Genomic DNA, 12,714 nt, shown 5'->3' with positions numbered 1-12,714 from the left:
GTGTCCCTATCTGGTTGTCAAGCCGCAGTGGGAGCTGGTTCGGGATGCCGGTAGTGGGTGCCGTTGCGGAGCATGGCGTAGAGGACGTCGCAGCGTCGGCGGGCCAGGCAGATCAGGGCGGCGTTGTGTTTCTTGCCCTCGGCCCTCTTCCTGTCGTAGTAGGTGCGGCTGGCCGGGTGGGACAGCGAGGCGAACGCGGCGAGGAAGAACGCGCGTTTGAGCTGGCGGTTGCCGGTCCGGGCGGGGTGCTCGTCCTTGATCGACGATCCGGAGCTGCGGGTGACCGGCGCGATCCCGGCGTAGGCGGCCAGGTGCCCGGAGGAGGCGAAGTGGGAGGCGTCGCCGACTTCGAGGAGGATGCGGGCTGCGGTCCTGATCCCGATGCCGGGCATCGAGGTCAGGACCCCGGCAAGAGGGTGCGCATCAAGTATCCCCTCCACCTGCTCAGCCACCTGTTTCCGCTGCTGCAGCACGGTTTTCAAGCTGTCCGCGAGCCGCGGGAGCACGGTGTCCGCGGCGGCGGTTCCCGGGACGGTGACGGTCTGCTCGCCGAGTGCGGTCATGATCGCCTTGACCAGCCGCTCACCCATGCGCGGCGCGTGGACCTTGGCGATGGCGGTGAGTTTGCGGCGGCCGGCCTTGGTGATGCCGGCCGGGCCGCCGCAGCGGGAGAGGATTTCCAGCACCGCCGGATGCGAGATCCGCGGGCCGATGGCGTGCTCGAGGGCGGGGTGGATGCCGGTGAGCAGGCCGCGGATGCGGGTGGCTTCGCCGGCCAGGTCGTCGTCGAACCCGACCAGCACCTCCAGCTCCGCCAAGGCTTCGTCGTCGACATCCACGGGGCGGAGGGTGTGGGGCAGGGAGCGGGCGGCGTCGGCGATGACGAATGCGTCCGGGCGTCGGTCTTCGCCCGGCCGGGATAGAGGTCGGCGATGCGGCGCATGGCCAGGCCGGGCAGGTAGGCGACCTGGTGTCCGGCGGCGCGGGCGACTGCGACCGGCAACGCCCCGATCGTGGCGGGCTGATCGACCACGACCAGCAGCGGCCCGTGCGTGGCGAGCTTGTCGAACAAGGCTCGCAGCTTCGGTTCGGCGTTGGGCAGCGGCCCGTCATGCAGCCGGTTGCCATCCGGGTCCAAGCCGACCGCGTGATGGGCTTCTTTGCCGACGTCCAAGCCGAGGAACACGCTGAAAGAGCTGCTCATCCACCATGCCGTTCGTCCGCCGCGAGTGGTCACCGGGTCGGGCATCGATGGCCGGCACCCACGTTACGACGAGACCTACCTTCCGGTGGCCGTGTCCCTATCAGCGGTCCCTCGATGCCACCAGACCCGGTGACACCACCCCCCGGATCATGGGTTCGACTGGGGGCGCAAGTCATGCCGGGCCTGGCGACCACAGCTCCTTGATCAGGAACCACGAAAAAGGTAACGGGGCGTGCCCACGTCCAGTTTATCGGCGACCACCGACAGCAAGCCGTCCCCAGCGCCGAGCCGCCCAGCCTGTCCACATCACGGCCACCCTGTGGATACCGCTTGATGTGCACTTAACTTGACGACCTGTTGGGTTTTTGCAACAGTATGTTCATGAGTCCGGTCAGACGCGGCCAGGAGCTGCCGATCTACAACCGGCTGCCCGTGCTCCGCGCCGAGCGCGGGCTGAGCCGGGCCGCGCTCGCCACCGCCGTCGACGTCAACCCGCAGACCATCGGCGCGCTCGAGCGGGGCGACCACTACCCGAGCCTGGACCTGGCGTTCCGGCTCTGCGCGGTATTCGACCTGCCGGTCGAAGCGGTGTTCAGCCGCGAACCGTTCACGCCGTTGTCCACCCAGGTCTACCGCGAGGGGGGAGCATGACCGAGCACCGGCTCGCCGCTTACTGGGAACGTCAGCTGGAAAAGATGGACCGACGGGAACTCCGGCACGCCAAGATGCTGCCCGGCTGGCGCACCCGGAAGCACCGCCGGGCCCTCGCCGTCGTCGTGGCGGCCGCCGACCTCGGCCTGGTCACCGGCGCGTCGATCTTCACGACCGGCGATGACTGGGTCTACGGCGCCGTGTGGCTGAGCAGCATGCTCGTCGGGGCCAGTGCGTTCGTGCTGCTGCGGATCCTCACCGGCCGGATGAGCGGCGGCTTCTCGCGGCTGCTGGACGAACGCGAGCGCGAATGGCGCCACCGCGTCACCTACATCGGCTTCCAGATCCTGAGCTACCTGATGATCGCCGCGATGATCTACAGCATCGTGGTCGCGGACACCCAGGACGGCGGCTTCCGCGGCGCGATGATGATGTCCGCGCTGCTGGTCACCGGCACCACCATCCCGACGATCATCCTGGGCTGGGCGCTGCCGGACGACGACCCCGAAGACTTCGACGAGGGGATGGGGAATGCCTGAGGGGACACTGGAGATCGACGGGATCTCCAAGCGCTACGGCGCCAAGGTCGCGCTGGACGGCGTCACGTTCGACGTCCGCGCCGGCGAGCTGTTCGGCTTCGTCGGCAGCAACGGCGCCGGCAAGACGACCACCATGCGGATCGCGCTCGGCGTGCTGGCCGCCGACGGCGGTGAGGTCCGGTTCGGCGGCGAGAAGATCACGCACGAAACCCGCACCCACATCGGTTACATGCCCGAGGAACGCGGGCTCTACCCGAAGATGAAGGTGCTGGAGCAGCTCGTCTACCTCGCCGAACTGCACGGCCTCACCGCGAACGAGGCCCACCGCAACGCCGAGACCTGGATCTCCCGGCTCGGGCTGGCCGACCGGCGCAAGGACGAGGTCCAGAAGCTCAGCCTCGGCAACCAGCAACGCGTCCAGCTGGCCGCCGCGCTCGTGCACGACCCGGCCGTGCTGGTGCTCGACGAGCCGTTCTCCGGCCTCGACCCGCTCGCCGTCGACGTCATGAGCGGTGTGCTGCGCGAGAAGGCCGCGGCCGGCGTGCCGGTCGTGTTCTCCAGCCACCAGCTCGACCTCGTCGAGCGGCTGTGTGACCGGGTCGGGATCATCCGCGGCGGCCGGATGGTCGCGGTCGGCACGGTCGACGAGCTGACGGCGGGCGCGAGCAGCAAGCTCGTCGTCACCGCGCCCGCCGCGCCCGAAGGCTGGGCTGCCGGCCTGCCCGGCGTGCGCGTGCTGGAAAACCACGGCGCCACCGCGGTCCTCGACCTCGACCCGAGCGCCGACGACCAGGCCGTGCTCGCCGCCGCGCTGGCGACCGGGCCGGTCACCGAGTTCAGCCGGCGTCGCCGGTCGTTGACCGAGCTTTTCCGCGACGCAGTGTCTCAAGAGGGGGTCCCGCGATGAGGAAGCTGAGCGGCCGACGGGCCGTCTGGCTCGTGATGAAGCGCGAGCTGAACACGCGCCTGCGCACGCGTTCGTTCGTCGTCGGCACCGTGGTGCTGCTCGTGCTGCTGCTGGGGTACGTCGGGTTCCAGACGTCGCTGGCCGGCTCGGCGGACAAGAGCACGGTCGGGCTCACCGGCCAGGCGACCGGGATCGCGCGGCAGCTGCAGGTCGCGGCGGCCCAGTCCGGGCGGCACGTCGACACGGTCACCGTCACCGATCCGGCCGAGGGCCGCAAGAAGGTCGAAGACGGCGATCTCGACGCGCTCGTCTCGGGCAGCGCGGCGAAGCTGACCGCCACCTACAAGTCCTCTTTGGACGACCAGCTCCGCAAGGTGCTGGACCAGGTGGCGCAGCAGCAGGTCCTCGACGGCGTGCTGTCGTCCGCGCAGCTCGAGCCGGCCGAGGTGATGGCGCAGGTCGGCGGAACCCACGTGCAGGACGACCCGATCTCGCCGGAACCCGCCGACCACACGCAACGGCTCGTCGTCGGCCTGATCGTCGCGTTCCTGCTCTACATCAGCATCATCACCTACGGGATGATGGTCGCCCAGGGCGTCGTCGAGGAGAAGTCGAGCCGGGTGGTCGAGATCCTGCTCGCCAGCGTGCGGCCGTGGCAGCTGTTGCTGGGCAAGGTGATCGGGCTCGGCCTGGTCGGGCTGACGCAGCTGGTGATCCTCGGCGCGGCCGGGCTCGCCGCCGCGTCGGCGACCGGGGTGTTCTCCCTGTCCGGCTTCGCGACCGGCACGCTGCTGTGGGGCCTGCTCTGGTACCTGCTCGGTTTCCTGTTGTACGCCACGATCTACGGCGCGTTGGGGTCGCTCGTCTCGCGGCAGGAGGACACGCAGTCGGTGGTCTCGCCGCTCAACATCATCCTCATCGTCGGGTTCATCGCCGGGATCAACCTGCTGCTGCGGGACCCGTCGGGCTCGGGGACGAAGGTGCTGTCGCTGATCCCGCTGCTCTCGCCGATCCTGATGCCGGCCCGGATCTCGACCGGCGCGGCCGCGGGGTGGGAGATCGCGCTTTCGCTAGGGCTGACCGTCGCGCTGGTCGCGTTGCTCACCTGGCTGGGCGGCAAGATCTACGGCAACAGCGTGCTGCGCATCGGCAGCCGCATCAAGCTGTCGGAGGCGCTGCGCGGCTGATCACGACGTGATCTTGCCGTACCGCTCCAAGGAAACCTGGCGCTCGTGGGCGTGGTCGACCATCGGCTCCGGGTACTCCTTGGGGCGGTCCTTCAGCTTGTGGACCGCCTTGCCCTCGACCGGACGCAGCTCCGGCACGTACTTGCGGACGTAGTCGCCGTTCGGATCGAACTTCTCCCCCTGCGTCGTCGGGTTGAAGATCCGGAAGTACGGCGCCGCGTCGGTGCCGCAGCCGGCGACCCACTGCCAGTTCAGCTGGTTCGACGCGAGGTCGCCGTCGACGAGGTGCTTCATGAAGTGCCGCGCGCCGAGCCACCACGGCAGGTGCAGGTCCTTCACCAGGAAGCTCGCGACGACCATCCGGACGCGGTTGTGCATCCAGCCCTCGGCCAGCAGCTGCCGCATCCCCGCGTCGACGATCGGGTAGCCCGTCTTGCCGGCGCACCACCGTTCGAAGGCCTCGGGGTCGTCGTCGTGCTTCATTCCGTCGAAGCGCTTGTCGTAGTTCTTCCGCGCGGTTTCCGGCCGGTTCCACAGGACGTCGGCGTGGAACTCGCGCCAGCAGATCTCGCTGCGCAACGACTTCGCGCCGACGCGGTCGTCGCCTTCGAGGTCCGCCAGGATGGTCCGCGGGTGGATGTTCCCCCAGCGCAGGTACGGCGAAAGCCGCGTCGTCCCCTCGCGGTCCGGCCGGTCGCGGTCGGCGTCGTAGGTCTCGATCGGGCCGTCGAGGAAGTCGTGCCAGACGTCCAGCGCGGCCTGCTCGCCCGGCTCGGGCAGGGTCGCGGAAACCTTGGGCGGCTTGGGGATCTTCAGCGACTTCGGCGGTTCCATCCAGTCCACAAGGGACGGTCCGGTGTCGGCGGGTGAGTGCCAGCCGCGGCCGGTCCACGCCCGGTAGAACGGCGTGAAGACGCGGTAGGGGTCGCCGTCCGGCTTGGTGACCTGCCCCGGCGTGACGGCGTACGGCGAGCCCGTCTCGACCCAGTCGATGTTGTTTTCCGCCAACGCTTTCGCCACGGAAGCGTCCCGCCGGCGGCCGTACGGGCCGGTGTCGGCGCTGACGTGCACCGCGGCCGCGCCGATCTTCTTCGCCGCGCGGACGACCTCCACCGCCGGCTCGCCGCGGACCAGCATCAGCCGTCCGCCCAGCTGCTCGTTCAGCTTCTCCAAGCAGCCGTACATGAAGGCTTCACGCGGTGCGCCACCCGGCTTCAGCAGGGCCTCGTCGAGGACGTACAGCGCGAGGACGTGCTTGCTGTGCTTCGACGCCTCGAGCAGGGCTGCGTGGTCGCCCAGCCGCAGGTCGCGGCGGAACCACAGGACGACGGGTGCTTCTTTGGTCACGCGGCCCAACGATAAGCGCCCCGCCGTGCGGGTGCACGACGGGGCGGTTACCTGGGTGACTGCGTCAGCGGTCGGACATCGGGATGTAGTCCCGCGACGCGTAGCCGGTGTAGATCTGCCGCGGGCGGCCGATCTTGGTGGCCGGGTCGTTGATCATCTCGCGCCAGTGCGCGATCCAGCCCGGGAGCCGGCCCAGCGCGAACAGCACCGTGAAGAACTTCGTCGGGAAGCCCAGCGCCCGGTAGATCAGGCCGGTGTAGAAGTCCACGTTCGGGTACAGCTTCCGCTCGACGAAGTAGTCGTCGGAAAGCGCCGTCTCCTCGAGCTTCTTGGCGATGTCGAGCAGCTGGTCGCCGCCCTTCAGCTTGCCGAGGATCTCGTCCGCGGTGTTCTTGATGATCTTCGCGCGCGGGTCGTAGTTCTTGTAGACCCGGTGCCCGAAGCCCATCAGCTTCACGCCCTTTTCCTTGTTCTTCACACGCTCGACGAACTTGGCGACGTCGCCGCCGTCGTTCTTGATGCCCTCGAGCATGTCGAGGACGGCCGCGTTCGCGCCGCCGTGCAGCGGGCCGAAGAGGGCGTTGATGCCGGCCGAGATCGACGCGAACAGGTTCGCCTCGGACGAGCCGACCAGGCGCACGGTCGAGGTCGAGCAGTTCTGCTCGTGGTCGGCGTGCAGGATGAACAGCAGGTCGAGCGCCTTCGCGACGTCCGGGTCGACCTCGTACGGCTCGGCCGGGAAGCCGAACGTCATGCGCAGGAAGTTCTCGACCAGGCCGAGCGAGTTGTCCGGGTACAGCAGCGGCTGCCCGACGGACTTCTTGTACGCGTACGCGGCCAGGGTCGGGACCTTGGCCAGCAGGCGGATGGTCGACAGCTCCACGTTCGGCTCGTCGAACGGGTCGAGCGAGTCCTGGTAGAAGGTCGACAGCGCCGACACCGCGCTGGACAGGACCGGCATCGGGTGCGCATCACGCGGGAAGCCGCTGAAGAACGCCTTGAGGTCCTCGTGCAGCAGCGTGTGGCGCTGGATCTTCTCGGTGAAGTCGGCCAGCTGGGCCTGGGTGGGCAACTCGCCGTAGATCAGCAGGTAGGAGACCTCGACGAAGGTCGACTTCTCGGCCAGCTGCTCGATCGGGTAACCCCGGTAGCGGAGGATCCCGGCGTCACCGTCGATGTAGGCGATGGCGGACGACGCGGCGCCGGTGTTGACGAACCCGGGGTCGTAGGTGATGTACCCCGTCTGCGCCAGCAGCTTCCCCAGTTCGATCCCGGGCGCGCCCTCGACCGGGTGGACGATCTTGAACTCGTGCTCGCCACTCGGCAGGGTCAGCTTCGCGGTTTCGCCGCCGGACTGCCCCGCAGTCGTCGCGTCGGACATGCAAGTCCCTCTCACGTTTCGGCACGGGCCGGCGGCGCCTGCGGGTTCCACAGGTAGCCACGTGTTCACGCGAGGAAACACTGGCGCCTCGCTGCACACCGCCCCGCTGGGGTATGAAGAATGCCCCTCAACGTTAGTCGAGAAACGTGCGTTCGCGCAGCGGTGGCGTTGCTCCTGGGTGCCCCTTTGGGACCAGGTTCACACGGCGGCCGCCAAATCGGCGGACGTGGGCGGCTCGGCACCGCTGCGCGAAACCGTGATGGACGCCGCTTTCGCCGCGAATTCGAGGGCGTCGCGCCACGCGCCCGCGTCGAGAGAGGCCAGGTCGGTGACCTTTCGGGTGTGCAACCAGGCCAGCAGCGCGCCCTGGACCGTGTCGCCGGCGCCGATGGTGTCGACCACGGTCACCTTCCGCGACGGGACGTGGGCCAGCTCACCTGCGGCGGTGATCACCGCGATGCCGTCGGCGCCCCGGGTGAGCACCACGGCGTCCACACCGGACTCGACCCACGTCTTCGCGGCGGCGACCGGGTCGGCGCCGCCGGTGAGCCACGCGGCGTCGTCGTCGGAGATCTTCAGCAGGCGAACGTCCGGCAGCCAGGAGGTGAACCGGGCGCGGTAGGCGGCCGGGTCGGTGATCAGCGCCTCGCGGATGTTCGGGTCGAGGACGGTCAGCACGCCACGCGCGGCCTCGCGCCGCAGCATGGCCTCGTACGCCGACGCGCCGGGCTCGAGGACCATCCCGAGGGTGCCGAGCGAGAGCGCGGTCACGTTCTCCGGAAGCGGTCCCGGGTCGGCGACGAGCCGGTCCGCGGTGCCTTCGACGTAGAACGTGTAGTGCGCGGCGCCCTTGGCGTCGAGCGCGACGACGGCGAGCGTCGTCGGTTCGTCACCGCGTTGCAGCAACGACGTGTCGACGGCGGAAGCGTGCAGGCGCTCCACCATCGCCTCGCCGAAGCGGTCGGTGGACACGCGCGAGAGGAAGGCCGCCGGCACGCCGAGGCGCCCGGCCGCCAGCGCGACGTTGTACGGCCCACCGCCCAGGCGCGGCAGCAGCGCGCGCAGCCCACCGTCCACAGTGGAATCCAGGGGGTCACCGGGGACCAGGTCGACCAGAGCTTCTCCGCCTACGACGATCACGCCGGGAGTTTAATGGAGTTCGGGCTGACAATTCCTGTCCGCTATTTGTTCAGCCCACCGAGCAGCAGTTCACCCAGGGCGGTGAACGCTTCGGCGTCGGAGACGTCGATCCGCCGGCCGAGCACCCCGGTCTGGATGCCTTCGATGATCAGGTTCGTCATCTCGGCGACGAGCCGGGCGTGGACGTCGCGGAAGACGCCGTCGGCGACGCCCTTGTCGATGAACTCGCGAAGGCGCTTCGCCGCGAACCGGCTGTTGACCTGGTAGGCCTCGCGGGCCGGCCCGAACTCGGCGAGGTCGCGCATGAACGCCGGCGACGCCCGGTTCAGGTGCTCGGCGACGCCGGCCAGGTACTCCCCGATGAGCTTGCGAGCGTCGTCGATCCCGGCGATCCGCTCCTCGATCCGCTCGCCGGCGCCCCGGAAGAAGTGCGTGACGACCTTGACGGCGAGCTGCTCCTTGCTGGGCGCGAGCGCGTAGAGCGTCGACTTCGAGCAGCGCAGACGGCCGGCGAGGTCGTCGAGCGTGAAATCGGCGAACCCCTCCGCGAGGAAGAGCGCCTCGAGGTCACCGAGCAGGGCGCGCTGGCGCGCGGTCGGCCGGCGGCGGGGTTCGGGAGGCATCGGATCACTATCTCCTACGTCGTCCGGCCACCCCAGGCCTGTCTTACTGTACTCTGAGCGGGCCCACAGTACTGTTTTCAGTACCGCTTTGGAGGACAAGGATGCCCGCCGAACGCCTGCTGCCTTCTTCGGACGCCGAGGACCTGGTCGCCCTGGCCAGGGAAATCGCGCGCGACGAGCTCGCGCCCCGAGCGGCGGCGGCCGAGGAGGCCGAGCAGTTCCCGCGGGAGCAGTTCCGCCTCCTGGGCAAGTCCGGCCTGCTGGGGCTGCCGTACGCGGAGCGCTGGGGCGGCGGCGAGGTGCCGTACGAGGTGTACCTGCAGGTCCTGGAGGAGATCGCGACCGCGTGGATGACGGTCGGCGTCGGCCTGTCGGTGCACACGATGTCCTGCTACGCGCTGGCGGAGTACGGCACGGACGCGCAGCGAGCGGAATGGCTGCCGGAGATGCTGGAGGGCTCGCTGCTGGGCGCGTACGCGCTGTCGGAGACGCACGCGGGTTCGGACGCGGCCGCTTTGTCGACACGCGCGCGTCTCGACGGCTCGGACTACGTCGTCAACGGGACGAAGGCGTGGATCACGCACGCGGGAGTCGCGGACTTCTACACGACGATGGTCCGGACGGGTTCTTCCGAGATCTCGTGCCTGCTGGTCGACTCGGCCACTTCGGGCCTGTCGGCGGCCCCGCGCGAGCGCAAGATGGGCCTGACGGGCTCCCCGACGGCCCAGATGGTCTTCTCCGACGCCCGGGTGCCTGCGTCGCGACTGCTGGGTTCCCCGGGCGACGGCCTCCGGATCGCGCTGTCGTCGTTGAGCTCGGGCCGGCTCGGCATCGCGGCGTGCGCGGTGGGCTTGGCGCAGGCGGCGCTGGACGAGGCGGTGGCGTACGCGAAGGGGCGGACGCAGTTCGGCCGGTCGATCATCGACTTCCAGGGGGTGGAGTTCCTGCTGGCCGACATGGCGGCGGTGGTCGAGTCGTCCCGGGCTTGCTATCTGGAGGCGGCGCGCCGGCGTGACCGCGGGTTGCCGTTCCAGCGCCAGGCGTCGATCGCGAAGCTGGTGGCGACCGATGGGGCGATGAAGGTGACGACGGACGCCGTGCAGGTTCTGGGTGGGGCCGGGTACACGCGGGACTTCCCGGTGGAGCGGTACATGCGGGAGGCGAAGGTGCCGCAGATCTTCGAGGGGACCAATCAGATCCAGCGGGTGGTCATCGCGCGGGAGCTGAAGAAGGCGTAGCCGGTTGAGGGAAGGGTGTCGCACGCTCGGTACAGATAGCGTTACTCACGGTCGGCTCGGGGGGCCGGTCACGTGAGGAGGCGCGATGACCGCAGTTCCGGTTCGGCTGTTGACCATCGAGGAGTATTCGTCGCTCGGCGAGACCGAAGTGGGCTTCACCGAACTCGTGGAGGGCCGGGTGGTGACGTCACCCAGCCCGGGCGCGGTGCACAACCGGGCTTCGTTTCAGCTGGCCAGCCGGCTCGATCCGCAGTTGCCACCCGAGCTGAGGATCATCCCCGGCATCGACATCGACCTGCGGCTGGCGCCTGCCGATCGTCCCGGCTTCTCGCGCCGGCCCGACCTGACGGTTTTCGACAGAGCCGTGCTTGCGCGGGGTGACGACGAGATGCTTCGCGCCGACGAGGTCGCGGTGGTGGTCGAGGTCGTGTCGCCGGAATCGACGCGCACCGACTACCGGGTCAAGCGCGACGAGTACGCCGACGCCGGCATCCCGCACTACTGGATCGTCGACCTCACCGAGCCGGTCTCGCTGATCGCCTGCCAGGGCTACCGGAGCGCCGCCGCGGTCACCGGGACCTTCGCCACCGACGTCCCCTTCCCGGTCAAGATCGACCTGGACGCCCTCCTCGACTGACCCGACCCGGTCGAGCGACCCCTGTCCCACTCATGCGACAGCTACCGTTTTCCCATGCCCGATCAGCTGCTGTCCACAGAGGAGTACCGAGCCCTCGGGGAGACCGACCGCGGCTTCACCGAACTGGTGGAAGGCCGCGTCGTGCCCTCGCCCGGCGCCGGCCGCGCTCACAACCTCGCCGCGTGCCGGCTGGCCGGGCAGCTGGAACGGCAGCTGCCGCACAGCCTCGCTTTCGTCCTCGGTACCGACCTGGACCTCGACCTGGCACCGAAAGGTGAGCCCGGCTTCTCCCGCCGTCCGGACCTGCTGATCCTCGATCGGGCAGCCGGTGACCCGATCCGTACCACCGACGTGACGGTCGTCGTCGAGATCGCGACCTCGCACTCCCGGCGCACCGACTACCGCGTGAAGCACGACGAATACGCCGATGCCGGGATCCCGCACTACTGGATCGTCGACCTCACCGAACCGGTCACCCTGGTCGCCTGCCAGGGCTACCAGGACGCCCCGCCGGTCGCCGGGACCTTCACCACCGACGTCCCGTTCCCGGTCAAGATCGACCTGGACGCCCTCCTCGACTGAACCTGATCGGACGGCACGCCGGAACCGCCCGGTTACCGGCGTGCCGTCCGAAGCTCAGCGGGTTTCGCGGTACCGGCGGTCCTTCGACACGCCTTCGCCCAGCGTCTCGTCGAAGTGGTACACCTCGTCGCCCCGCACGAAGACTCGCAGGGCGCGGTTCATCACGTCCAGCGGGTCACCGCTCCACAGCACCACATCGGCGTCCAGCCCCGGCGCGAGCGACCCGATCTGCTCGTCCAGCCCCAGCATCGACGCCGGGTTGATGGTCAGCGAACGCAGCGCCGTCACCGGGTCGAGGCCGTCCTTGACCGCCAGCGCGGCCTGGTAGACCAGGAAGTTGATCGGGATCACCGGGTGGTCCGTCGTGATCGCGATCTTCACACCCGCGCGGGCCAGGATGCCCGCCGACCGCAGCGTGCGGTTGCGCAGCTCCACCTTGGACTTCGTCGTGAACAGCGGCCCGAGGATGACCGGCACCTCTCGCGAAGCCAGCAGGTCCGCGATCAGGTGGCCCTCGGTGCCGTGGTTGATCACCAGCTTGTAGCCGAACTCGTCGGCCAGCCGCAGCGCCGTCACGATGTCGTCCGCGCGGTGGACGTGCTGGTCCCAGTACAGCTCGCCGTCGAGGACCTTCGACAGGGTCTCCATCGTCAGGTCGACCTCGTGCGGCTTGCCCTCGGACTCGGCGTGCGCGCGCTTCGCCTGGTAGTTGCGGGCCTTGGTGAAGGCCTCGCGCAGGATCGCCGCGACGCCCAGCCGCGTCGACGGCGTCTGCTTCTTGTCGCCGTACACGCGCTTCGGGTTCTCGCCGAGCGCGCTCTTCACGCTGACGTGCTCCGCGAAGATCATGTCGAGGATGCTGCGGCCCCAGGTCTTGACGCCGATCGTCTGGCCGCCGATCGGGTTGCCCGACCCGGGCTTGATGACGACGCTCGTGACGCCGCCGGCCAGGGCGTCGTCGAAGCCGGGCTCGTACGGGTCGATGCCGTCGATGGCGCGGAAGCGGGCGCCGTTCGGGTCGGTCATCTCGTTGGTGTCGTTGCCGGCCCAGCCCTCGCCGTCCTCGTGGACGCCGAGGTGGGCGTGGGCGTCGATGAAGCCGGGCAGCACCCAGGTGCCGGCCGCGTCGACCAGTTCGGCGTCTTCCGGGATGTCGACATCGGCCTCGGTACCGATGGCGACGATCTTGCCGCCGTCGATCAGGACCGTGCCGCCGTCGATGGGATCACCGTCGATGGGGACGACATAGCCCCCGACAATTGCCTTCGCCATAGTTCG

General features: G+C 69.3%; 12 protein-coding genes and 1 pseudogene. 7 read left to right on the top strand and 6 right to left on the bottom strand.

Annotation, left to right across the window (positions count from 1 at the left end; translation table 11 throughout):
• Positions 1-17: 17 nt before the first annotated feature.
• Positions 18-1,204 (bottom strand): annotated as a pseudogene (locus tag BLV96_RS40150) (IS110 family RNA-guided transposase).
• A gap of 381 nt (positions 1,205-1,585) precedes the next feature.
• Between BLV96_RS40150 and BLV96_RS40145 the strand changes: the two are divergent.
• The 4 genes from BLV96_RS40145 to BLV96_RS40130 are packed head-to-tail and all read left to right on the top strand — an operon-like array spanning position 1,586 to position 4,488.
• A complete protein-coding gene (locus BLV96_RS40145; protein ID WP_086677170.1) occupies positions 1,586-1,855 on the top strand; it encodes a helix-turn-helix transcriptional regulator in 270 nt (89 codons plus the stop codon).
• A complete protein-coding gene (locus tag BLV96_RS40140; RefSeq protein ID WP_086677154.1) occupies positions 1,852-2,394 on the top strand; it encodes a hypothetical protein in 543 nt (180 codons plus the stop codon). Before BLV96_RS40145 ends, BLV96_RS40140 begins: the two co-directional genes overlap by 4 nt.
• Positions 2,387-3,301 (top strand): ABC transporter ATP-binding protein, encoded by a 915-nt coding sequence (locus tag BLV96_RS40135; protein ID WP_086677153.1) that lies wholly within the window; start codon positions 2,387-2,389, stop codon positions 3,299-3,301. The genes BLV96_RS40140 and BLV96_RS40135 overlap by 8 nt, the downstream gene beginning before the upstream one ends.
• Positions 3,298-4,488: an ABC transporter permease gene (locus BLV96_RS40130; protein ID WP_086677152.1), complete on the top strand. Its 1,191-nt coding sequence runs from the start codon at positions 3,298-3,300 to the stop codon at positions 4,486-4,488. The genes BLV96_RS40135 and BLV96_RS40130 overlap by 4 nt, the downstream gene beginning before the upstream one ends.
• Here the strand turns inward: BLV96_RS40130 and BLV96_RS40125 are convergent, their stop codons facing one another.
• The 4 genes from BLV96_RS40125 to BLV96_RS40110 all read right to left on the bottom strand — a co-directional run bounded on the left by BLV96_RS40125 (position 4,489) and on the right by BLV96_RS40110 (position 8,979).
• Complete coding sequence (locus tag BLV96_RS40125; RefSeq protein WP_086677151.1) at positions 4,489-5,835, bottom strand: cryptochrome/photolyase family protein; 1,347 nt, start codon at positions 5,833-5,835, stop codon at positions 4,489-4,491. It abuts the gene before it with no gap.
• Between the two features lie 64 nt (positions 5,836-5,899).
• Positions 5,900-7,216: a citrate synthase gene (locus tag BLV96_RS40120; RefSeq protein WP_086677150.1), complete on the bottom strand. Its 1,317-nt coding sequence runs from the start codon at positions 7,214-7,216 to the stop codon at positions 5,900-5,902.
• A 198-nt stretch (positions 7,217-7,414) separates the two neighbouring features.
• Positions 7,415-8,356 (bottom strand): carbohydrate kinase family protein, encoded by a 942-nt coding sequence (locus BLV96_RS40115; RefSeq protein ID WP_086677149.1) that lies wholly within the window; start codon positions 8,354-8,356, stop codon positions 7,415-7,417.
• Between the two features lie 41 nt (positions 8,357-8,397).
• Positions 8,398-8,979: a TetR/AcrR family transcriptional regulator gene (locus BLV96_RS40110; RefSeq protein WP_086677148.1), complete on the bottom strand. Its 582-nt coding sequence runs from the start codon at positions 8,977-8,979 to the stop codon at positions 8,398-8,400.
• Positions 8,980-9,080: 101 nt separating this feature from the next.
• Here BLV96_RS40110 and BLV96_RS40105 point away from each other — a divergent pair, with 101 nt between their 5' ends.
• From BLV96_RS40105 to BLV96_RS40095, 3 genes are all read left to right on the top strand, one after another.
• A complete protein-coding gene (locus BLV96_RS40105) occupies positions 9,081-10,217 on the top strand; it encodes an acyl-CoA dehydrogenase family protein (protein ID WP_086677147.1) in 1,137 nt (378 codons plus the stop codon).
• A gap of 85 nt (positions 10,218-10,302) precedes the next feature.
• Positions 10,303-10,854 (top strand): Uma2 family endonuclease, encoded by a 552-nt coding sequence (locus BLV96_RS40100; RefSeq protein WP_086677146.1) that lies wholly within the window; start codon positions 10,303-10,305, stop codon positions 10,852-10,854.
• A 54-nt stretch (positions 10,855-10,908) separates the two neighbouring features.
• Positions 10,909-11,436, top strand: coding sequence for a Uma2 family endonuclease (locus BLV96_RS40095; protein WP_086677145.1), 528 nt, complete (start codon positions 10,909-10,911; stop codon positions 11,434-11,436).
• A gap of 54 nt (positions 11,437-11,490) precedes the next feature.
• Here the strand turns inward: BLV96_RS40095 and BLV96_RS40090 are convergent, their stop codons facing one another.
• The gene (locus BLV96_RS40090; protein ID WP_086677144.1) at positions 11,491-12,708 is read right to left on the bottom strand and encodes an amidohydrolase; all 1,218 of its coding nucleotides are present in this window, start codon (positions 12,706-12,708) and stop codon (positions 11,491-11,493) included.
• Between the last annotated feature and the right edge of the window lie 6 nt (positions 12,709-12,714).

The sequence above is a fragment of the Amycolatopsis pretoriensis genome (assembly GCF_900107925.1).
In the GTDB taxonomy this organism is placed as follows: Bacteria; Actinomycetota; Actinomycetes; order Mycobacteriales; family Pseudonocardiaceae; genus Amycolatopsis; species Amycolatopsis pretoriensis.
The sequence above is the reverse complement of the archived record's forward strand: the minus strand, read 5'-3'. Positions and strand labels throughout refer to the sequence as shown.